Source organism: Rhodococcus coprophilus NBRC 100603 (assembly GCF_001895045.1).
Lineage (GTDB): Bacteria > Actinomycetota > Actinomycetes > Mycobacteriales > Mycobacteriaceae > Rhodococcus > Rhodococcus coprophilus.
In genome coordinates this window covers 13,767-35,295 of record NZ_BDAM01000008.1, presented here as the reverse complement: position 1 = coordinate 35,295, position 21,529 = coordinate 13,767, and the positions used below count along the sequence as shown (strand labels likewise).

The 21,529-nt window shown below is 67.1% G+C and carries 16 protein-coding genes and 1 tRNA gene; 8 read left to right on the top strand and 9 right to left on the bottom strand.

What is annotated here, in order from left to right; all coding sequences use genetic code 11:
• Positions 1–57 precede the first annotated feature (57 nt).
• Positions 58–897, top strand: coding sequence for a mycofactocin-coupled SDR family oxidoreductase (locus RDCOP1_RS14105; RefSeq protein WP_072701607.1), 840 nt, complete (start codon positions 58–60; stop codon positions 895–897).
• An 81-nt stretch (positions 898–978) separates the two neighbouring features.
• Here the strand turns inward: RDCOP1_RS14105 and RDCOP1_RS14100 are convergent.
• A tRNA-Arg gene (locus RDCOP1_RS14100) sits at positions 979–1,051 on the bottom strand.
• A 246-nt stretch (positions 1,052–1,297) separates the two neighbouring features.
• On the opposite strand from RDCOP1_RS14100, the gene RDCOP1_RS14095 reads away from it, so the two are divergent.
• Entirely contained in the window at positions 1,298–2,113 is an 816-nt protein-coding gene (locus tag RDCOP1_RS14095; protein WP_072702001.1) for a M23 family metallopeptidase, read from the top strand.
• Positions 2,114–2,188: 75 nt separating this feature from the next.
• Positions 2,189–3,697 (top strand): glutamate-cysteine ligase family protein, encoded by a 1,509-nt coding sequence (locus RDCOP1_RS14090; RefSeq protein WP_072701605.1) that lies wholly within the window; start codon positions 2,189–2,191, stop codon positions 3,695–3,697.
• A gap of 75 nt (positions 3,698–3,772) precedes the next feature.
• Here the strand turns inward: RDCOP1_RS14090 and RDCOP1_RS14085 are convergent, their stop codons facing one another.
• The 4 genes from RDCOP1_RS14085 to RDCOP1_RS14070 form a co-directional block, all read right to left on the bottom strand.
• Positions 3,773–6,058: a M28 family peptidase gene (locus RDCOP1_RS14085; protein ID WP_072701596.1), complete on the bottom strand. Its 2,286-nt coding sequence runs from the start codon at positions 6,056–6,058 to the stop codon at positions 3,773–3,775.
• Positions 6,059–6,188: 130 nt separating this feature from the next.
• Positions 6,189–8,705, bottom strand: a complete 2,517-nt coding sequence (locus tag RDCOP1_RS14080) for a bifunctional lysylphosphatidylglycerol flippase/synthetase MprF (RefSeq protein ID WP_231922995.1) — start codon at positions 8,703–8,705, stop codon at positions 6,189–6,191.
• Positions 8,669–10,003 carry an alpha/beta hydrolase gene (locus tag RDCOP1_RS14075; RefSeq protein WP_072701594.1) on the bottom strand — a complete coding sequence of 445 codons (1,335 nt, stop codon included), beginning with the start codon at positions 10,001–10,003 and terminating at the stop codon, positions 8,669–8,671. Before RDCOP1_RS14075 ends, RDCOP1_RS14080 begins: the two co-directional genes overlap by 37 nt.
• 84 nt (positions 10,004–10,087) lie before the next feature.
• On the bottom strand, positions 10,088–11,326 hold the full coding sequence (locus RDCOP1_RS14070) for an ArsB/NhaD family transporter (protein WP_072701592.1): 1,239 nt from the start codon (positions 11,324–11,326) through the stop codon (positions 10,088–10,090).
• 256 nt (positions 11,327–11,582) lie between these two features.
• Between RDCOP1_RS14070 and mgtA the strand changes: the two genes are divergently transcribed.
• Both mgtA and erm read left to right on the top strand, forming a co-directional pair.
• On the top strand, positions 11,583–14,267 hold the full coding sequence (mgtA, locus tag RDCOP1_RS14065; protein ID WP_084722622.1) for a magnesium-translocating P-type ATPase: 2,685 nt from the start codon (positions 11,583–11,585) through the stop codon (positions 14,265–14,267).
• Positions 14,268–14,488: 221 nt separating this feature from the next.
• Positions 14,489–15,298 carry a 23S ribosomal RNA methyltransferase Erm gene (erm, locus tag RDCOP1_RS14060; protein WP_072701590.1) on the top strand — a complete coding sequence of 270 codons (810 nt, stop codon included), beginning with the start codon at positions 14,489–14,491 and terminating at the stop codon, positions 15,296–15,298.
• 83 nt (positions 15,299–15,381) lie between these two features.
• Here the strand turns inward: erm and RDCOP1_RS14055 are convergent, their stop codons facing one another.
• Positions 15,382–16,605 (bottom strand): globin domain-containing protein, encoded by a 1,224-nt coding sequence (locus RDCOP1_RS14055; protein WP_072701588.1) that lies wholly within the window; start codon positions 16,603–16,605, stop codon positions 15,382–15,384.
• The gene (locus RDCOP1_RS14050; protein ID WP_072701586.1) at positions 16,575–17,069 is read right to left on the bottom strand and encodes an RrF2 family transcriptional regulator; all 495 of its coding nucleotides are present in this window, start codon (positions 17,067–17,069) and stop codon (positions 16,575–16,577) included. The genes RDCOP1_RS14055 and RDCOP1_RS14050 overlap by 31 nt, the downstream gene beginning before the upstream one ends.
• A gap of 144 nt (positions 17,070–17,213) precedes the next feature.
• Here RDCOP1_RS14050 and RDCOP1_RS14045 point away from each other — a divergent pair, with 144 nt between their 5' ends.
• The 3 genes from RDCOP1_RS14045 to RDCOP1_RS14035 all read left to right on the top strand — a co-directional run bounded on the left by RDCOP1_RS14045 (position 17,214) and on the right by RDCOP1_RS14035 (position 20,182).
• Entirely contained in the window at positions 17,214–18,140 is a 927-nt protein-coding gene (locus RDCOP1_RS14045) for a universal stress protein (RefSeq protein WP_072701584.1), read from the top strand.
• Between the two features lie 70 nt (positions 18,141–18,210).
• Entirely contained in the window at positions 18,211–19,251 is a 1,041-nt protein-coding gene (locus RDCOP1_RS14040) for an LLM class F420-dependent oxidoreductase (protein ID WP_072701582.1), read from the top strand.
• A gap of 28 nt (positions 19,252–19,279) precedes the next feature.
• A complete protein-coding gene (locus RDCOP1_RS14035) occupies positions 19,280–20,182 on the top strand; it encodes a universal stress protein (protein WP_072701580.1) in 903 nt (300 codons plus the stop codon).
• Between the two features lie 39 nt (positions 20,183–20,221).
• Here RDCOP1_RS14035 and RDCOP1_RS14030 read toward each other — a convergent pair whose 3' ends face one another.
• Together RDCOP1_RS14030 and RDCOP1_RS14025 are read right to left on the bottom strand one after the other, a co-directional pair.
• Positions 20,222–20,485, bottom strand: a complete 264-nt coding sequence (locus RDCOP1_RS14030) for a hypothetical protein (protein WP_072701578.1) — start codon at positions 20,483–20,485, stop codon at positions 20,222–20,224.
• 78 nt (positions 20,486–20,563) lie between these two features.
• The gene (locus tag RDCOP1_RS14025; RefSeq protein WP_072701576.1) at positions 20,564–21,487 is read right to left on the bottom strand and encodes a nitroreductase family protein; all 924 of its coding nucleotides are present in this window, start codon (positions 21,485–21,487) and stop codon (positions 20,564–20,566) included.
• Between the last annotated feature and the right edge of the window lie 42 nt (positions 21,488–21,529).

The window sequence follows — 21,529 nt, the reverse complement described above, 5'->3', positions numbered from 1 at the left end:
CGGTCCCATGGATACCGCATCGTGCTTTCGCTCGGTGCGCAAAGAGAGAGGTAGTTCATGGCAGGAAGAGTTGAAGGCAAGGTCGCATTCGTCACCGGTGCCGCACGCGGTCAGGGACGTTCCCACGCGGTGCGGCTGGCACAGGAGGGCGCGGACATCATCGCCCTCGACATCTGCGGACCGATCAGGGACAACGCGCTGATCGAACCGTCCACCCCCGAGGACATGGCCGAGACCGTCGAAGCGGTCAAGGGGCTGAACCGCCGCATCGTGACGGTGCAGGCAGACGTCCGCGATTTCGATGCCGTGAAAGCGGCGGTGGACGACGGCGTCGCGCAGTTGGGACGGCTCGACATCATCGTCGCCAACGCGGGCATCGGAACGGGAGGTACCCCGCTGCACGAGACCGACGAGTTCGACTGGCAGGAGATGCAGGACATCAACCTGTCCGGCGTCTGGAAGACGGTGAAGGCGGCCGTACCCCACATCATCGAGGGCGGAAAAGGTGGATCGATCATCCTGACCAGTTCGGTGGGTGGCCTCAAGGCCTATCCGAACACCGGCCCGTATATCGCCGCCAAACACGGCGTCGTCGGACTGATGCGCTCGTTCGCCGTGGAACTGGGTGAACACTTCATCCGCGTCAACACCGTCCACCCGACGAACGTGAACACTCCGATGTTCATGAACGAAGGGGCCATGAAGATGTTCCGCCCCGATCTGGAGAATCCGGGACCCGACGACCTGAAGGTGGCCGCACAGTTCATGCATGTGCTGCCGATCGGCTGGGTGGAGCCCGAGGACATCAGCAACGCGGTCCTGTTCCTCGCGTCGGACGAGTCCCGGTACGTCACCGGCCTGACGCTGACTGTCGACGCCGGTAGCACGCTCAAGTAGCGGCTCACCGTACGAAGCGATCCGTCGCCGGTCCGGACCCTCTCGCGAAGGGGGGCGGGCCGGCGACGGATCGCTTTTCTGTGCCCCCGGCAGGATTCGAACCTGCGACACCCGCTTTAGGAGAGCGGTGCTCTATCCCCTGAGCTACGAGGGCGCGCGCGAGAGGCGGCGGACCGGATCATGGCGCGCTGTGAGTGTAGCGGGCGGCAGGTCCCGGCGGCGAAGCGAACGGGTTGCCGCCCGGTTCTGCGCGACCGGATCGGGTTGTCGTCCCGCACCCTGAGATAAAGCGAAGGTCACGCTGGCGCATCTCTATATCGTTTTGTTACCTTGGGTCGCCAGGAGCGGCCGGACCACTTTGGTCCAGCTCGAAATCGGGACGACGAACGGGAAAATGACTGTGGGACGGCACCAGCTCGCACGTGAAGAATCTGCTTTCGAAATCGACTTCTCCTTTGCCCCGTCCGGCTCCGGTAAGGGTCGTCACCGCGTCGAGCCCACCGGTACGTCCGCTCCGGTGAAGGCCGCGACCGTGGCCGCAGCCACCGGCGCATTCTTCGCCGTCGGCGCCCAGTTCACCGCGGGCACCGCCGCCGCGCATCCCGGTCACGAGGCTCCGGCCCACACCGAGGCGCCGACCACCGGCACCCTGCCGTTCGAGCTGCCCGAAGGTCTGCTGCCCGCAGGTGTCGAGATTCCCGGTGTGACCACGCAGGACGCGCCGCCGCTTCCGGCCGAGATCACCCAGCTTGTCGACCAGTTCGCCAGCGGAAGCAACTGGCTGGACAGTCTGAACCCGATCAAGCCGAGCACCGTGCAGCCCGTCTCCGGCACGCTCACCTCCGATTTCGGCGCTCGCTGGGGCGCCCACCACGGCGGCATCGACGTCGCCGCGCCGATCGGCACCCCGATCTCCTCCGCATCCGACGGCACCGTGCTCGACGCCGGTGCGGCCTCCGGATACGGACAGTGGGTGCGCGTGCTCAACGACGACGGCACCACCGCCGTCTACGGTCACGTCGACACCTACCAGGTTTCTCCCGGTGAGCGTGTCGCCGCCGGACAGCAGATCGCGACCGTCGGCAACCTCGGCTGGTCCACCGGTCCGCACCTCCACTTCGAGGTCTGGGATCAGGACGGCGCGAAGGTCGACCCCAACGCGTGGCTCAGCAACCGCGGTGTCGTCGCCGACTGGGACAACTTCCGCGCGGTCTGATCGCTCGATTCCTGCGGGCTGCCGTCCGAGCGTTAGGCTTGTCCCGAGACAGACGTCGGCGCGACCGGGGGTTCCATGGGTACCGAGATTTCGGCACGTTCGTTCACCGGCGCGGACCGGCGAGCGTTCCGCCGCAAGGTACGCGACTGCATCGGCGCGCTCGAGCGGATGCTGCGCGACGACATATTCGTGGACGTGCACTCGTCGCCGGAACCACAACTCGGCATGGAGATCGAGTTCAACCTCGTTCAGGACGACATGGCTCCCGCGATGTCGAATATCGAGGTGCTGCAGGCGATCGACGATCACGCCGTCTTCCAGACCGAACTCGGCCAGTTCAACGTCGAGATGAATGTCGAGCCGGGACCGCTGAACGGTGACGCCACCCTCGAACTCGAAGAGTCTCTCCGGTCTTCGTTGCGGCGGGCCGCCGACCGGATGCACCGGCACAATGCCCAGCTCGTGATGATCGGGATGCTCCCCACTCTCGAACTCGACCACCTCGGACGAGACCGCATCACCGCCAATCCGCGCTACGAGGCTCTCAACGAGCAGATCTTCGCGGCACGCGGAGAAGACCTCGAACTGGACCTGGACGGCGTACCGCTTCCGGGGACCGACGAAGTGGAATCTCTTCGCGAGGACATGAATTCGGTCGTCCCGGAGGCGGCATGCACCTCGTTGCAGTTGCATCTGCGGGTCGCGCCCGAGGACTTCGCACCGCACTGGAATGCGGCGCAGTGTCTCGCTGGCGTCCAGGTTGCGCTCGGAGCCAACTCGCCGTTCTTCGCGGGCAAGTCTCTGTGGCACGAGAGCCGGATCCCGTTGTTCGCGCAGGCCACCGACACTCGCCCGTTCGAGTTGAAGAACCAGGGCGTGCGGCCGCGAGTGTGGTTCGGTGAGCGCTGGATCGAATCTCCCCTCGACCTCTTCGAGGAGAACTCCCGCTACTTCACAGCCCTGCTGCCCGAGGTGAGCGATTCGGATCCGATGACCGAACTCGACGCCGGCCTGATTCCCGAACTGCGGGAACTGCAGATGCACAACGGCACGATCTATCGCTGGAACCGTCCGGTGTACGACATCAGCGACGGGCAGGCGCACTTGCGCATCGAGAACCGCGTGCTGCCTGCCGGACCCACGGTGCTCGACACGATGGCGAACGCCGCGTTCTACTACGGCGCCCTGCGCGCGCTCGTCGACGCCGACGAGCCGCTGTGGCGCGAGATGAGTTTCGACGCGGCAGAGAAGAACCTGGTCCTCGGCGCGAAGTTCGGGCTCGACGCCAGGCTGTACTGGCCGAAGATCGGCTGGGTGGGTTCCGACGAACTCGTCCTGCGATGCCTGCTTCCGCTGGCGGACAAGGGCCTCGAGACGTTCGGCCTGTCGTCGAAAGCCCGCGACCGGTATCTCGGGATCATCGAGGGACGTTGCATCAATCGGCGCACCGGCGCGGCGTGGCAGCGCGAACAGGTGGCCGGGCGCGAAGCCGCGGGAGAAGACCGGCGTACCGCGCTCCGGGGAATGATGAGCGACTACCTGGCGAACATGTTGCAGGGCAATCCCGTTCATCAGTGGGACTGACCAGCGTGGGATTGACCAGCGTGGGATTGATCAGCGTGGGATCGATCGCGGCCGTGTAACCGACCGGCGCCGCGCTCAGATCTCGAGGGAGCGCGTGACAACGACGACAGGTTGCACCACCACCCGATCCGTCGGCGGCTGGTAGCCGGGAACCACCGACAGGTCGCCGGAACGATCGGCGACGCGGACACCGAGCCGGTCGGCGAGGACACCCAGGGTGAGCGTGACCTCGATGCCGTTCGGTCCCGGCGCCCAGAACATGAACCCGAAGTCGGAGGACGGTTCGGCTCGCTGACCGTCGACGGTCGCGCCGTGCACGGTTGCCGTCGTGTCGTCGATCCACAAGCCCACGGCGGGAGCCCCTCGGGGTGACGACAAGCGAAGGCGCAGTTGTCGTGCCCCGCCCGCGCTCCTGTCTTCGAGAACCTCGATGTCGGGCGGGACCAGATCGGCCACGGGCGCCGGACCTTGCGACAACCGCTGGTCCCCGCGCCACGGGAACAGTTCCGGGAGCGGCGACGCGGGCGCGGAAAGCAGGGCCTTGCTCCACGTGGAGCGAGGTGCGTCCGGCGACGCCCAGGTCGCGCTGCCGCCGTCGGTGTCGAGGGCGTACCAGAGGTATTCCTGACGGGGGTCCGTCGCTCCGTCCCGATTGACGAAACCGGCCGCCGTCGTGCACACCGCGACGAGAACCACGGCCGTGGCCGCAGACAATCGGACAGTCGTCGAACGCAGTACGGGCTCCCAGAGCGGCGACGTAGCAACGAACGTGATCGCCACGAATATGCCGGCAGCCGGCGCTCCTGCAACAAGTCCCGCATCGAACGACAGGAGTGCCCCACGAATGCTGAGCACTGCTCCGGGAAGCGCGCCGACCGTGAGCACGGCGAGACGCCGGCCGGCAGCCCCGGCGGGCAGGGCAAGCGTGACGAGCACGGCCACCACGGTGGGAAGGACGGGCATCACCAGCGTCGACGCTACCCCGGGAAAAGGTGTTCCCAGCAGCGCGAGCACGGCGACGGTGACGAAGAACCCGCAGATGAGCGCGGGCCCGGGCACGCGTCGGCGCAGCGCGACATAGAGCACGACGAGAACTCCCAGTGCCGCAAGGACAGCCGCGACCTGGAACGGTATGGGGCGGTAGGGCTCCTCGGCAACAGCTGACGCCATCCCCGGCGACACCTGCTGCGCCAGCCACCACGGGAGCCAGGCGACACCGGCCGCAGCTATTGCTGCTACGAATGCGAGCGCGCCTGTCGCGAGAATCCGGCCGGGCGTCGCTTCGCGGCGACGGACCCGTGCGACCACCAGAACGGCGACCCCGAGCGCGAGGAGGATCGCACCGGCGATCTCCACCCAGCGTGGATAGTGGATCAAGCCCCAGGGCACCAGCGAGACGACTTCGTTGCCTGCGTCGTCGAGCGTCACCAGGTCCGTGTCCGCGAGAATCCGGGCGGTGGACAGGGAAGTCTCGCCCATCTGCTGGAGCGACTGCCGGCTCAGTCGGTCCGGGGTGTCGAGCGGGCTGTGGTAGTACGCGGAACCCGCCGCGATCGCGGTGTCGAACCCGGAGAAGTCCGCGGCGGTGAAGTTGCGGAAGTCGGTGTCGTTCGGAAGCGCCTCGAATGCCAGTTGGGTGAGTGAATCGGCCTCCGCCCAAGGAGACCGGGTGAGTACGTCGAGCAACTCGCCGTTCGGGGAGGTCATCCGGAACGTCGTGGGGGTCCCCGTGTTGCCTCGGGCCTCGTGGTTGAGTACGACCGTCGGGCCGAGTGCCGGCGAACGCGACCGGGTGAACACCTGAGAACCGAGCAGCCCGTTCTCCTCACCGTCGGTGATCAGCACCATGATGTCGTTGCGCGGCGTGGGTCCGGCGCCGAGAGCTCTGGCCGTTTCCAGCGCGGTGCTCACACCGATCCCGTCGTCACCTGCCCCGGGCGACCCGACCACCGTGTCGTAATGCGCCGCCAGCACAACGGTTCCCGTCGGATCGGAACCGGGGATCATCGCGACGATGTTTCCGACCCGGGCTCCGCGCTGTCCGGGCGGATCGTCGCTCGTGGTCCATCCGACGCCGGACTGCACCGATGTGCGCCAACCGAGTTCCTGGAGGGTCGAGACGAGGTAGTCGCGGGCGGCGGTGTGCTCCGGGGTGCCCGGAACACGTGGCGTCGCAGCGATCGTGTCGATGTGGGCGGCGGCGCGTCCGGCGCTGAATACGTCGGCGGGAGCGTCGGAATCGAGTGGTGCGGGAGGAGACGGGATTACTGCGGCGGCGAAGCCGATGAGCAGGATGCCCAGCAGTGCGATCAGACTTGCGCCTCGGGGCAGGCTCGGCGATCGGTCGACGCCTGTATCCATGGCGCGAGCCTAGCCCGGGACACGGCACCGTGTGTGCGACATGACACCGACCCGCGCGCAAACCGCTTGCCTGGAGGGGGTCCGGGCCTGCGGCGCAACCGATTCAGGGGCAAGTGCCGGTGACGCGAGGTCAGCGGCGCAGTAGCCGGGACAGCAAACGTCCGCTCTGCTCGAACGAGAGGTTCGGCAGATACGCGTGGCCGATGGCGATTCCGATGGACGGCAGGGCGGTGGCATCGGGGAACACCATGTAGAGGGGCCGGTACCGCGGCTGGAACTTGGCCTTGAAGGCCAGCAGCGAGCGGAAGCCGTACACGGGCTCGAGGGTGCGCCCCAGCAGATCGAGCAGCGCGTCGAGAGCCCCACGGTCGACGCCGGATTCGCCGCCGTCGGCGTTCGCGAGCGGCGCTCCCGACAGACTGAGAAAACCGATACCTTCCTGCTGGGCGAGCAGCGCCGCCGAGGCGATGAGGAATTCGATCGCCACCGGAAACCCGTCGGAGCGACGACGCATGAAGTCCAGCGTCAGGCCGACGAGTGCGCCGTCGCGGTAGACCGGCATCCACGACGTCACCGCGTGGACGTGTCCGTCCGGCCCGATCGCCGGCAGCAGGCGGACCTCCGGATCGGAGAGTTCTGCCAGTCCGCCGAGCGTGAACCCCATTTCCGGCAGTCCCTTGTCGGCGACCCACTCCTCGGAGATGTCGACGATCTGCTCTTTCACCGACAGCGGCGCCTCGGTGAACGTCGTCCACTGCGCCTCGATTCCCTGTTTTTGCGCACGATTGAGCGCGGTGCGCACATCCTGGAACTTCTTTCCTTTGAAGGCGAGGTCGGGAAGATCGACGACGGTTTCCTCCGCCACCTGCAAGTGGCCCCAGCCGTGCTCGTGCGCGATCGAGGCGATGTCCTTGCCGACGGAGTAGAAACACGGAGTCCACCCGTTGCCGAGGCAATAGGCTGCGAACTCGTCGACAGCCGTGCCGAGGGAGGCGTGGTCACCGATCGGGCCTCCCGTGGTCAGAGCGACGCCGGAGTGCACGCGATAGGCCACGGCGTGGCGTCCGTCGGCGGTGAACCAGTAGCTGTTTCCGGGCCAGGTGCTCATCCACGACATCGAGTCCCCGCCGGGAGAGTGCAGCAACTCCCGGACCTTGTGCGCGCCGCCGAGATCCTGCCCTGCCGGGGGAGCGAGGAAACTACGGAGTACGAGCAGGCAGAACGTTGCCCAGACGACCACGCCGATCCACTCGTACAACAGCGTGGCCCCGGCGGTCAGTGGCATCACGGGTGGTTCGAAGAGTTGGAGATAGACCGGGGGCAACAACCGCCTCGGGGCGTCGCGCAACAACGTCCCGATCCCGGGGTCGCGGTCGAAACCGTCCGAGAGAACCGTCCCCACGACCAGGTAGATCACCAGAGCGGCGACCGTCGCCGCGATCGTCCCCGCCCATACACGTCTGTATGTCCCGCGTCGGGCGCGTACGTCGAACAATCGCCGCGTGACCAGTAGCAGCGCGAGCACGGCGAGCAACGGAAGCAGTGGAATCCATTCGCCGTAGATCGAACCGTGGCGATGGATGCCGTACAGGATCGACCGTGCCTCGTCCTGCTCGGTGATCCGTACGAGCACGCTCGCGGCCGTGACGGCAACGAGCGCGAGATGCCCGTAGATCGACAACAGCCACGCGGCGCGCCGGCCGCGACGCAGACCTTCGGCCGCGACGAGCAGCAGGAGCGAGGGCATCAGGTTCATCACCACCGGTCCGATCCCGGACAGGCGCAGAGCTTGCTGTCCCTTCCTGCATTCGTCGTACAGTGCCGGATCGGCACACACGTCGAGCAGTTCCCTGGGGCTGTAGGGCACCTGGTCGAACAACTCGCGTAGTGCGGACAGTGGACCGATGGCATGTGGGGAGAACGCGGCAAGGATCGGGCCGAGAACGCCGGCAGCGACGACGAGCGCGACGAGTGTGCGGCGTTCTCGGATGGTGCCGCCGAGCACGGGGCTGCGTACGGCGCGCCCGAAGAGAACGGGGCCGATCAACAGACCGGCTACCGCGGCGGACAACCGGGTGAGGTCCTGCAGATGCCCGGCGAACAGGACGGTCGTCACCAGAATCACCAGCACCAGGGTGCGGATCCGACGTCGCCACAGAGTGTTCATCGCCGCGGTCGCGGCGAGCAGTGCACCGAGGATCCAGGGAAGTGGGTCCTGGGTGAGATGAGTGTGCAGTTCCGAACCCCACGAACCGGAGACCTGCGACACGAGCAACGCCACCGCTACGGCCAGTGCGGTACCCGCTCCCTGTGAGACGAATGCAGCGATCGCGAAACGGCGGCTGCCGATTCGATATTCGACGGGGGCCGCGATCACGAGGACGGAGAGGCCGGCCAGCAGGTATTCGGTGAGCCCCGACGCGAACAGTCCCGAGGTCCACAGTGTCCACACGCGACCGTCGCCGAGGCTGGGTACACCGGCGGAGATCCGCGAAGCCAGTTCGGGTGAAGGTCCTTTCGTCACAGAGCCGGTGATCACCGCGAGAGACCAGATCACACCCAGCAGAGCGAGAGACACCGGCGCCTGGCTCAGAGCCGAGCCCACACTCTTCAGGAGGGGTCGAGGCCGAGTCGATGGCAGAGCCACGGCACCTCCTTCTCGAGACCGGCCGACCACACCGAGAAATCGTGGGCGCCCGGCACTTCGGTGATGTGGACGTCCATCCCGGCCGCCGTCGCCGCCGCCGCCAGCTGCTCGAGACCGCTGCGGTAGTCGGTGTCGTCGCGGCCCACCACGAATGCACCTGCGGAGTCGGGATACCGATTCTTCGCGAGCAGGTCCGCGGGATTGTTCCGCGCGAACGCCTCGGCGTCACCACCGAATACGTCGCGGATGGTGGTTTCCCTGTCGCCGAGGGTCGGCTCGGCCTGTCCCGACAGGTCGAGGAAGGTCGGATACACGTCGGGTCGGGTGACGGCGAGTTGGAGCGCGCACGTGCCCCCGTAGGACAGGCCGCCCACTGCCCAAGCTCGCGGATCCGGGTTCACCTGCAGATGGGAGCGAACCCAATCGGGCACATCGACGGCGAGATACGTTGCGGCGTTGCCCAGGTGGGAGTCCACGCAGAGCGGGTTCGCGAATTGGCCGCCGGTGCCGTCGGCGAGCACGACGACCGGCGCCAAGCCTCGGTTGCCGGATGCGTAGGCGTCCATGGTCCGGGTCAGTTTCCCGCCGACGAGCCAGTCTTCGGTGCTCCCCGGCTGCCCGGCGAGGAGCACGAGTACCGGCAGGTCGGGCCGCGGGGTGGCGAAATATGCGGGCGGAAGATAGATCCGCGCAGCGCGGGCGGAGAACCCCGAGACGGCACCGGGAACATCCGCTTCGGTGACGGCCCCGGTGGTCGGCAGATCGGCGGGTGGAGACCAGCTTCCGGGATTCGGTGCACCCCCGTCGGGTTCCGGTTGCGGTGCCAGCGCCGCATCGAACGGGACGGTCCGGTAGTCGCTGATACCCAGCGCAGCGCGCACCGTCGGATAGGCGTCGAACTGTGCGTTGATTCCGCCCGCCGCGCAGATGCACACGAGGACGGCAGCCAGTACAAGGCCGGTGACGACCAGTGGACGCCACCGGTCGCGGCGCCGGACGACGAAGCGCCCGATCAGCAGTGCGAGTGCCAGGACGGCCGCGCCCGACCAGGCGTAGACGATTTTGGGCAGTGGGTCCGGGAACGGCCGCCACACCACCTCCACCACGACTGCGGCGAGTACCACCACCGCCACGGTGACCACCGATGCCGTGGCCGGACCGAGGAGCAACCAGCGACGATTCCGGCGCGCGGCGAGAACGAACAGGCCCGCCACCGCGGCGGCGGCGAACAGCACGACTGCTGCCGTCGTGGTGATGTGCAGGTCGAGCACTCTCCCGGCGAACCCGCTCCACGGCATGACGCCCAGTATGGAATAACCCGGTGGCCTGGACGCGGTGATCGGCGGGTCGACCTGTGGGGAGCGCGGGTCCGCGTCGCGCGGTCACAGCACCAGCCACAGGGCGAACACCGCGCAGGCCAGCGTCGTCGGTACCGTCATCAGGCCCAGCCGGGTGAAGGTGCCCAGGTGCGGGGGTTCGCCGACACGGGTGACGACCCGCCGCCAGAGCATCGTCGCCAGCGATCCTGTGTAGGTCAGGTTCGGTCCCAGGTTGACCCCGATCAGCATCGCCAGCAACAGCCCTGTGGACGGGGACGGGCCCAGTGCGGCAAGCAGCAGCAAGGTCGCGGGCAGATTGTTCACGAGGTTCGCCGCGACCGCCGCGATCGCGGCCATCGTCAGGAGCGCAGGCAAGGACTCGCCCGTCGGCAGGACGTCGGCCAGCCTGTCGCCGACGATACCCGTCGCGAGCGGTGCCACGACCACCCCGAGGGCGAGCACGAACAGCAGGAAGAAGGGGGCCGAGGCGGCCAGCAGAGACCGGGGACGGGTGCGTCCGGCGCGCAGTGCCGGAACCGCCAGTGCGACTGCGCCGGCCACCGCCACCCAGACCGGGCCGACACCGACGAACTCGGACAGGGCGAATCCGGCCAGCGTGAGCGCGAGTACCGCCAGCGCCGCGCGGGGCGCAGGCACCGCGCGCACCGCGGCCGGCTCGGCGGACGGTTGCGCCGGTGGCCGCAGGTCGCTTGCGAAGAACGCCCGCGCGATCGCGAACTCGACCCCGATCGCAGCGACCCACGGCAACGCCATCAAGACGGTGAAGTGGGCGAACCCGATCCCGGTGGCGGAAAAGACGAGGAGGTTGGTGAGGTTGGAGACCGGCATGAGGGTCGAAGCGGAGTTGGACAGGTGCGCGCTGGCATAACTCGCAGGACGTCGTGAGACGCCCATGGCCGAGGCTGCGGCGAGCACGGCGGGAGTGAGCAGCACGACGGTCGCATCGAGGCTCAGCACCGCGGTCGTGGCGGCACACGCGACGAAGACCCACGCAAGCAACCGGACGGGGCTTCCCCGCGCGCTGCGCCGGAGCATCGAGGCCACCCACCTGAACACTCCGTGAGCGTCGGTCGCATGTGCCAGGACCAGGATCGCGGCGAGGAAAACGACGGTCGGAGCGAGGGCGCGCAACTGATCCAGTGCCTGCGCCGGCGTCAGCGCCCCGATCACCGTCAACAGAAGTGCGGCCGGCCCGGCCACCGCGACCTCCGGCAATCCGTGCGGTCGCACGACGGCGGCGACGAGCACCAGCACGATCAGCGCAACCACGACGACGATCACCGCGTCATCATCCCCTGACCGCCGGGGCCGGAGAACGAACATTCGGCCGCATTCCTGCGCCGACGCTGCAATGATCACGGGTACGCCTGTCCGCCACGAGACCGCACGGCCGGCACGGGCGAAAAGGCGTTCGACGTTACGGTTTCGAGACGAGCGAGATCATGCCGACCTCACCCAGTACGACGACAGCGATCGCGACCGGAGGTGCCCGCGAGGGCGAGGCGGCGGCAGACCCGGGAATTGTTCGTCCGGTGACATGATCGGCAAAGGCGCACAGCAGGAACAGCACACGGCCGGATCGTCAGGCCTGGCGATCTGCGACGCCGCTGCGCTTCCGGTCGACGAGGTGCTGGCCCGCCTCGGATCCTCGTCGTCAGGGTTGAGCGCCGCAGCCGCCGCCGAGCGGCTCGAGACTGTCGGACCGAACGCCGTACGGAGCTACCGGGTGCGCGCGTGGGCGGTCCTCGCACGACAGTTGCGGAGTGCACTGCTGCTCCTGCTCGCCGTCACCGCGGTCGCATCGTTCTTTCTCGGCAACCGGAGCGACGCCGTCGTCATCGGCATCATTCTCGTCGCCAGCGTAGGCCTCGGGTTCTTCAACGAATATCGAGCCGAGCGTGCGACCGCCGCGCTGCATTCGCAGGTGCGGCACAACACCGTCGTTCTGCGGGAAGGGGAGGCAACGCGGGTCGACGTCACCGAACTCGTACCCGGTGACGTGGTGCGCCTGGTTCTCGGGGACGTCGTGCCGGCGGACCTCCGGTTGTCCGAGGTGGTCGATCTCGAGTGCGACGAGAGCGTGCTCACCGGTGAATCGGAACCGGCGGAAAAGAACACCGATGTGGTCCCGGAGGGGACGGCCACCGCGGACCTGACGGGTTGCGCATTCATGGGCACGATCGTCCACGCGGGGACCGGCACGGGTGTGGTGGTCTCGACGGGAGCGAACGCCGAATTCGGGCGGATCGCTCGTGGACTCGGTGACAGAGAACCGGAAACGGACTTCCAGCGCGGCCTGCGAAGCTTCTCGGTGCTGTTGCTACAGGTAGCGCTGGTGCTGACCTCGATGATCGTCGTGATCAATCTGCTGCTCGATCGTCCGCTCATCGAGTCGCTGCTGTTCGCGCTCGCGATTGCCGTGGGCATCACGCCCCAGTTGCTTCCGGCCGTGGTCAGCACTGCGCTGGCGTCGGGATCCCGTCGCCTGGCGGCGCGAAAGGTGCTGGTCAAACGACTCGTGTGCATCGAAGACCTCGGCGATGTCGACATCCTCATCACGGACAAGACCGGCACCCTCACCACCGGGCGGATCGCATTCGTCGAAGCGGTGCCTCTCGACGGTGAAAGCGCCGAACACACCGTGCTGCACGGCCTGCTCGCGACCGAGACGGAAGTGGGCGGTTCCGGAAAGCGGATCGCGACCAATGCGATGGATACGGCACTGTGGGAATCGGCGGGAGAGACCGGGCGGCAGGTCGAGCGGTACCGGCGGGTCGACGGCGTACCGTTCGACCACAGTCGGCGCATGACGTCGGCGCTGGTCGCCACCCCCGGCGACGACGCGAAGTTTCTGGTGGTCAAGGGCGCACCCGAATCCGTGCTGGGGCGTTGCGTGGAGGCGAGTGCAGCAGCACGTGAGACGCTGGCACAGCTGTTCGACCGGGGGCGCCGGGTCGTCGCGGTGGCCGCAAAGGATCTGGATGCTGCCCGGACCCGGGCCGGAGCCGACGACGAGCGCGACCTCCACTTGACGGGTTTCCTCGTCTTCTCGGACGAGCCGAAGGAGTCGGCACGACAATCGCTGGGCCGGCTTGCGGAACTCGGCATCACCGTCAAGGTCGCGACCGGCGACAACTCTCAGGTCGCGGAGAGGGTCTGCACCGAACTGGGCCTCACCTCCGGCGGTAGCGTCACCGGCACCGAACTCGCACGGCTGGACGACGAACAATTCACCGAAGTTGCACGGCGTGCAACGGTATTCGCTCGGGTCTCCCCGGAACAGAAGGCCCGCCTGGTGCGGGCGCTGCGAGGAGAGGGACGGTCGATCGGGTTCCTCGGCGACGGCGTCAACGACGCTCTGGCGCTCCATGTCGCAGATGTCGGAATCTCCGTCGATTCGGGCACGGATGTGGCGAAGGACGCCGCGGATGTGGTTCTTCTGGAAAAGGATCTCGGCGTGCTGGCCGACGGCGTCACCGAAGGCAGGCGGACCTTCGCCAACACGATCAAGTACGTCTTGATGAGCACGTCGAGCAACTTCGGCAACATGTTCAGCGCCGCCGCCGCGTCGGCCGTGCTCACCTTCCTGCCGATGCTGCCGAGCCAGATCCTGCTCAACAACCTGCTCTACGACTCGAGTCAGCTCGCGCTCCCGGGCGACCGGGTCGACCCGGAGGAACTGCGCGCGCCGTCGCACTGGGACATCGCGTTCATCCGCCGGTTCATGCTCTTCTTCGGCCCGTTGAGTTCACTGTTCGACTTCGTGACCTTCGGCCTCATGCTCGGGGTGTTCCATGCCGGACCGGAATTGTTCCGCACCGGATGGTTCGTCGAATCGCTTGCCACCCAGATTCTGATCGTCTTCGCGATCCGCACTCGCCGCACGCCGTTCATCCGCAGCCGGCCGAGCCGTACCCTGATTGTGACCGTGGCCGTGGTCCTCGCCGTGGGTATTGGCGTGACCTTCTCCCCGTTCGCCGACGACCTAGGGTTCACGAGACTGCCGCTCGGGTTCTTTCTCATGCTCGTTGTGCTGATCGTCGCGTATCTGGTTCTGATCGAGTTCGCCAAACGGTTGTTCTACGCAGAACCGTTGCACCGTCTTCCGCCTTCCCCGCGACGTGGACGGAGGCATCGCCTGCACCGCCGCGCAGCCCACTTCAGCACCGCGGCCCACCTCCCGCCGCTCGTTCTCCGGAGAGGGTCCTCGGCGGGTACGTGACGGACGCGGAAGACCGGCTGGTCGTGCGTTAAACGGTTGGACGCGTGGTGAGGCCGTGTCGTACGGTGCGCCCGTGGGAAATACGAGCATCGCGAGGATCAGGTTCCGTCTCTCCTGACGGAGAGCGAATTTCGACAACGCTCAGCCGGTTCAGCATGTCTATTGCCGTGCGGCGTCTTTGCGCTGCTGCGGCCCGTACCGATGCCCGGAGTGAGATACCCATGCCTACCTACCGTGCCGGCCGCCACGAGCTCGGCCAGAACTTCCTCACCGACCGTAATGTCGTCGACACGATCGTCGGTCTCGTTTCTCGAACGGATGGACCGATAATCGAAATCGGCGCCGGCGCAGGGGCGTTGACGCTGCCTTTGCAGAAGCTGCGTCGGCCGATCACCGCAGTCGAGATCGACCCGCGACTTGCGCAGAAGCTCCGCGACCGCGTCGGCCCGAGCACGACGATCGTGCACGGTGACTTCCTGCGCTACCGGCTTCCCCGAACGCCGCACACCGTCGTGGGAAACCTGCCGTTCCACCACACCACCGCGATGTTGCGATGCATCCTGAACTCTGGGAACTGGACGACGTCGGTCCTGTTGGTGCAGTGGGAAGTTGCACGCCGCCGCGCGGCGGTCGGCGGGGCCACGATGATGACCGCGCAATGGTGGCCGTGGTGCGACTTCGGCCTGGTGAGCCGAATCCCCGCATCGGCATTCACACCGCAACCCGGAGTCGATGCAGGTCTGATGACCGTCACCCGGAGACCCGTCCCGCTCGTCGACCCCGTGCTACGACCCCGATACAGCGCCTTCGTGCACGCCGTCTTCGTAAGCAAGGGGCACGGCCTGCGCCAGATCCTGGCGAGGACGGTCGGGGCGCCGGTGAGGTCGTCGGCTGAGAAGTGGCTCGCCGCCCAAACACTCCGAGGCACGCCGTTGCCGCGTGATCTCACGGCCGATCAGTGGTCCGAACTCTTCGCGATTGCCGATCGATGCTCCCCGCCTTCCGATCGAAACCGGGTAGCACGCCGATGACGCAATACTCCGACGACCCCGTCGTCCTCTGCGACACGAACGCGCCTCACCCGCCGGGTTCTCCCGGCAGGTGAGGCGAGCTGTCAGGACGCAGGGCTCCAGCTGTCCGGACCGAACACCTCGTAGCGGATGTTCTCGGCCGGCACGTTCCGCGCGATGAGCGCCTCACGGAGCGAAAGCATGAACGGCAACGGACCGCACAGGTATGCCTGCGTAGTCGGATCGAGTGGGAGGTCCGAGATATCGGCGCGGCCGACCCGGATGGTCTCCAACGGCTGCCGCGCACCGAGATCCTCGTACCAGCGGTACACCGAGGCGGACGGGATCCGCTCGACGAGGGTTTCGAGTTCCCGGCGGTGGGCGTGGCTGGCGGGAGACCGGTCCGCGTGCAGGACCGAGATCGGGCGTCCGTCACCCGATTCGGCGAGGTGATCGAGCATTCCGATCATCGGTGTGCATCCGATGCCCGCAGAGGCGAGGAAGATCGGATTGTCGTCCTCCGGAAGCACCAGATCGCCGAACGGCGTGGTCACCTCGAGGGCGTCGCCCTCGAAGACATTGTCGAACAGGAAGTTCGAGACCTCACCGGCGGGGAGCGCTGTTCCGTCGACATCCGTCGTCGCGGCGACACGCTTGACGGTGATGCGCCAGTGGTCCTGTGACGGCGCGTTGGACAGGCTGTACTGACGGATCTGGCGAGCCCCGTCGGGAAGGTAAACGCCGACCGAAAGATATTGTCCCGGACGGAATATCGGCAGAGGAGAGCCGTCCTGTGATGCCAGCGTGAAGGAGACGGTGTCAGCCGACTGATGGCTTCTGCCGATCACCTGCACAGTCCGCCAGACGTCACCGGTCTCGACGCCCGCAGCGGCATAGAGGTCGGCTTCGAGGGCGATGAGGGTGTTCGCCATGAGCCAGTACAACTCGTCCCACGCAGAAGCGACCTCGGGTGTGACGGCCTCGCCGAGAACTTCGACGATGGCTTCGAACAGGTGCTTGTGGACGATCCAGTACTCGTCGGGCTTGATCCCGAGCGATGCGTGCTTGTGCGCGATACGGGAGAGAATCGACTCGACGCGTGCCGGGTCCGGATCGAGTTGCAGCGTTGCGAACGCGGCGATGGAACCGGCCAGTGCCTTCTGCTGCTCACCCTGCTTCTGGTTGCCGCGGTTGAACAGATCGCGTTCGAGGTCGGGATGGGCGTCGAACATCTTCCGGTAGAACAGCGGCGTGATATCGCCGATGGCGGCGCCGACGGCCGGCAGCGTCGCGGCGATCACTTCTCTGGAAACGGGCGAGAGCGGCATGTTTTCTCCTCGTGGTAGTCGGGCGGCGAGGTTCGCAGCCCGGGAAGTGGGAGTGCGGCAACGTTCCTGCGGGTGGTCAGGTCTGCGACGGTGAGCGTGTCGAGCGCAGAGTAGAACGCGTCCTGGGCGGCGCGCAGTGCAAAGCGGAGAGCACAGTTGCCCCGGAGCGGACACGGCGACGGCCCCTCGCAGTTCACGACGTCGCCTTCCCCTTCGAGCTGACGCGTGAGCCATCCGATGGTGGCTGTCCGGCCGAGTTCGGTGATGGCGAGACCGCCGCCGCGTCCGCGTCGTGCGCTGACCACACCGAGTTCCCCGAGCCGGGTGACCACCTTGGCGGTGTGTGCGTAGGACATCTCGAGTTCTTCGGCAACGAGAGCGGTGTTCGGCAGGTCCGTCGTCTGGGCCGAGGCCAGATAGGTGACAACTCGGAGTCCGAGATCGGTGAACCGGGTGAGTTGCATACTCGGACGATATAAATTGGTATCCGAAATGACAATTAAATTGTGATGCGAGTCGCCGTTGGAATCCGTTGTGCTGACCAATTTCTCGAACCGGAGGGACCAAAGTCCCCGTCGGCTGCATATGAATGCGTCTACGCTCGACGTGTGACGACTCCGAGCGCAGCAACGCACGATCGCAATCGGGTGACGGTGGGGGTCGACGGCTCCCCGCCGTCGGAAGGCGCTGTGCGCTGGGCAGCCACGACCGCTGCGGGGCGCGGCCTCACCCTCCACCTCGTTCACGCCGTCGATTTCTCCCCGGCCTCGCTGCTCACGCCGACGCCGTCGTCGGAACTCCCCTTCTTCCGGCCCTCGGAGGCGTTCGAATGGGCCGAGGAAGACGCCAACGCGTTGTTGACGGCCGCTGCGGAGACCGCGCGTGCCGCGGCTCCCGACGTGCACATCACGACGGATATTGCCCTCACAGGGAGCGCGAAGTGGCTGGTAGAGCTGTCGCACCGGTCTGCGATGGTCGTGCTCGGCGCCACCGGCAGCACCCGGCTCGGCGAATTGCTCGTGGGATCGACACCCGTCGCAGTGGTCGGCCACTCGGCCTGCCCGGTCGTCGTCGTGCGCGGCGCGGCGCCCCCGGTACCGGACGATCGGCCCGTCGTGGTCGGGGTCGACGGCAGCGCGCTGAGCGAAATGGCCGTGGAGGCGGCGTTCGAAGAGGCGTCGTGGCGCGGGGTCGACCTCGTCGCGGTGCACGTGTGGACCGACATGCGGCCGGGTGACGTCGAAGCGTCGCCGCACTGGTTCGATCCGGTGGCGTTCGAGGAGAGCGAGCAGGCGCTCGTGTCCGAATGTCTCGCCGGATTCGGCGACCGATTCCCGGACGTCACGGTGCACCGTAAGACCTACGTGGACGGCCCGCGGGCGCATCTGAAGGCATGGAGCGAGAAGGCACAGCTCGTGGTGGTCGGCAGCCGTGGGCGCGGCGGTTTCGCCGGGCTTCTCATGGGTTCGACGAGTAATACGCTGCTGCGGGAGGCAGCCTGCCCCGTGATGGTCGTGCGACCCGAGGCATCGTGACGGCGGTAGTGTGCGATGCACTAGCGACGAGCACGTCCGCGCGGCTGCGCGGCAGGAGTAAGGGTGGCGCATGCGCATCGGAATGGGACTGAACTACAGCGGAGGATTCGCTGAGACCGCCGCGGAGGTCGCGGACCTCGAGCGGGCCGGACTCGACATCGTGTTCGTCCCCGAGGCCTATTCTTTCGACGCGGTGAGCCAGCTCGGTTACCTCGCTGCGAAGACCACCCGAGTGGAGCTCGCATCCGGCATCCTGCAGCTGTTCACCCGCACACCCACGCTCACGGCGATGACGGCCGCGGGGCTCGACTACGTCTCCGGTGGCCGCTTCGTACTCGGCATCGGTGCATCCGGCCCGCAGGTGATGGAAGGATTCCACGGCGTCCCCTACAATGCGCCCCTCGGCCGCACTCGCGAGATCGTCGACATCTGCCGTCAGGTGTGGCGCCGCGAGAAGGTCGAACACCAGGGCAAGTACTACCAGATCCCGCTCCCCCCGGAGAAGGGCACCGGTCTCGGCAAGCCGCTGAAGCTCATCAATGAGCCTGTGCGCGAAAGGATCCCGGTCGTCATCGCCTCTCTCGGGCCCAAGAACGTCGAGATGACCGCGGAGATCGCGGAGGGCTGGCAGCCGATTTTCTACTTCCCCGAGAAGGCCGCAGGCGTGTGGGGAGACTCCATCGCCAAGGGCAAGGCCAAGCGCGATCCCGCCCTCGGCGAGCTCCAGATCTACGCCCAGGCTCCGCTCGCCATCGGTGACGACGTGGAGTACATGCTCGACTGGGTCCGGCCGATGGTCGCGCTCTACGTCGGTGGCATGGGCGCCAAGGGCAAGAACTTCTACAACGACCTCGCGATCCGCTACGGGTACGAGAAGGAAGCCGCCGAAATCCAGGATCTGTACCTGGCAGGCAAGAAGGAAGAAGCCGCAGCCGCGGTTCCCGTCGAACTGATCCGCGCGGTGTCGCTGATCGGGCCGGAGGGATTCGTGCGCGAGCGGGTGGCCGCGTTCGCCGAATCCGGCGTCACGACCCTCAATGTCACCCCGCTCGCACCCGACACCGCCGGGCGTGTGCGATTGATCGAACAGCTGCGGCACATCTGCGGCTGAACCAACCCGAGAAAGGTCCCCGCCACCGATGAGCGAACCCAACCCGATCGTCGTCGCCGTCGACGGATCCGAGGTGTCCACCACCGCGGTGATCTGGGCGGCACGATCCGCGGCAGCTCGTGCGATGCCGCTGCACATCGTCACCGTCGTCCACATCCCCGCCTTCTATTATTCGGAGCCGTACCTCGCGCAGAGTTTCCACGAGGAGATGAAGGCGACGGCACACGATCGGCTCGAAAGCGCAGCCATGATGGCCCGGCAGATCGTCGACGACTCCGGACGCGTCGAGGTCACCACCGAGCAGCTCGAGGGCAAGGTGGCATCCACCCTGGTCGGGGTCTCCGCGAAGGCCGATCGTCTCGTCGTCGGTTCGCGCGGCCTCGGCGAGGTCAAGGGCCTGCTCGCGGGTTCGGTGTCGACTGCAGTGGCATCGCACGCGGTGTCCCCGGTGGTCGTGGTGCGCGGACGCACCCTCGACGGAGCGCCGCCGGCCGAGGGACCGGTGGTCGTCGGTATCGACGGGTCCGAGTCGTGCAAGGCCGCTGTGGAGGCGGCATTCGCCGAAGCGTCCGCCCGCGGTGCGACCCTGGTGGCCGTCAACGTGTGGAGCGACGTGAGTGTGCAGCCGTCGCTCGGCGCGGTGCCCGAAGATCCGCACTGGAGCCGCATCCAGACCGGTGAGGAGATCGTCCTGGCCGAACGCCTCGCGGGATACCGGGATCGTTACCCGGACGTGGTGGTCGAACGGGTGGTAGCCCGTGACCGTCCGGTGCGCGTGCTCAGCGAGTACGCCGAACGCGCTCAGTTGCTCGTCGTCGGTACTCGTGGCCGGGGTGGCTTCAAGGGGCTGCTGCTCGGTTCGACGAGCAACGCACTGATCCAGACCGCGGACTGCCCGGTCATGGTCGTGCGGTCCGGGGTAGAGGACTGACGGCTCCGGCCACAATCCAGCGACAACGCGAGCAGGGTGTCAGCCGAATTCGTCGACACCCTGCTCGCGTAGTTCGTTCCAGGCATCCGCGGGATGGACACCGCGGGCGATCGCGCCGTTCTCGATGAGGACGCCGAGCATCTGGGACATGAGAAACGCGACGTCGTCGAACCGGCCGCAGCTGTAGCGGGACGCGAGCCAGCCGGAGACGTTACCGGCCTTCGCTGCCTGCGCCATGTCCAGCGCCGCGTGGAAAAGCTCCGTTGTGGGGGCCTGAACGGGATCGCCCGTGGGTGCGCTCACCGCCTCCTCCTGTCTGTGTCGAGTCGTCGTGCCGGATGGGTTTTCGATGATTCGGACTGTAATCGCCTGGCGGGCATGTCAAAAGCCGAGCCGCATGATCAGCTGGGGTGGGGCGGGGAGTTCGAGTAGATCGGCGAGCCGGGAGGCCGCGTCGTCGACGCGCAACGGGTGCGTCAGCACCGAAGCGGACAGACGCGCATCGACCGCGGCGAGCCAGGCGCGTTGCGCCGCGATTCCGACGCGCACGAGGCCTGCGGGGTCCGGCGAGACCGGCGTGAACAGCAGGACCGTCTCCCGGGCGATGCGTTCGGCGAGGGTGGAAACGTCGGGTACACCCGTGGTGATCAGAGCCGCACCCGCGGCGCCTCGCTCGTCGAGGCCGGTGTTCCACGTCGCGACCTCTTCGGAGTTCCCGTCGGGCTGCCAATGCGAGGTCCACGAGAACATTTCCCGCTGTAACCGCTGGTTGCGCCGCTTGGCTTCGGCCGCGTAGGTCAGCGTGCCGGCCAGCGCGCTCGCTTCGTCCGAGGCGAGAAGCTGGACGTGGATTCCGGGTACTTCGGCCGCCGCGGAGATCACGTCGGCGACGGTCTCGGCCGGTACCGGGATGTCGGCGAACGATTCGCGGTGGCTGCGCCGGTGCGATATCCCGGCGTAGAGCCGAAGATCCCAATTCGACGGCGTGGCCGCATCGATCGCGTCGACTCTCGCGACGAGCGCGGGACGGTCGGCGTCGGGAAACAGGACCGTGCGGGTCCGGTACCCGAGTACGCGTACGGCGAGTTCGAGGTTCGCCACGGCGGTGCCGCACGAGATCGTCCGATCGGGCCGGAGGGGATCCGTACCGGTCTCGGCGAATTCGCTGCGCTCTTCGAGTTCGGCGGACTGCCCGGGAAGGTACAGGTTCCACGGCTGGGTGTCGTGCACGCTCGGGGCAGAGACGACCGCGCGTGCGATGATGTCCGTGCCGCCGGCGGTCCAGGTTTCGAAATCGACAGACACCGTCGCCTCCTCGTTTCACGGTCACCCGCATTCGGACGCGGT

Excerpts from the sequence above, each read along its gene's own strand:
- RDCOP1_RS14040 (WP_072701582.1), top strand. The coding sequence starts at position 18,211 with ATGCGCATCGGAATGGGACTGAACTACAGCGGAGGATTCGCTGAGACC.
- RDCOP1_RS14055 (WP_072701588.1), bottom strand. The coding sequence starts at position 16,605 with ATGCCGCTCTCGCCCGTTTCCAGAGAAGTGATCGCCGCGACGCTGCCG.
- RDCOP1_RS14075 (WP_072701594.1), bottom strand. The coding sequence starts at position 10,003 with ATGCCGTGGAGCGGGTTCGCCGGGAGAGTGCTCGACCTGCACATCACC.
- RDCOP1_RS14105 (WP_072701607.1), top strand. The coding sequence starts at position 58 with ATGGCAGGAAGAGTTGAAGGCAAGGTCGCATTCGTCACCGGTGCCGCA.
- RDCOP1_RS14035 (WP_072701580.1), top strand. The coding sequence starts at position 19,280 with ATGAGCGAACCCAACCCGATCGTCGTCGCCGTCGACGGATCCGAGGTG.
- RDCOP1_RS14090 (WP_072701605.1), top strand. The coding sequence starts at position 2,189 with ATGGGTACCGAGATTTCGGCACGTTCGTTCACCGGCGCGGACCGGCGA.
- erm (WP_072701590.1), top strand. The coding sequence starts at position 14,489 with ATGCCTACCTACCGTGCCGGCCGCCACGAGCTCGGCCAGAACTTCCTC.
- RDCOP1_RS14050 (WP_072701586.1), bottom strand. The coding sequence starts at position 17,069 with ATGCAACTCACCCGGTTCACCGATCTCGGACTCCGAGTTGTCACCTAT.
- RDCOP1_RS14085 (WP_072701596.1), bottom strand. The coding sequence starts at position 6,058 with ATGGATACAGGCGTCGACCGATCGCCGAGCCTGCCCCGAGGCGCAAGT.
- mgtA (WP_084722622.1), top strand. The coding sequence starts at position 11,583 with ATGATCGGCAAAGGCGCACAGCAGGAACAGCACACGGCCGGATCGTCA.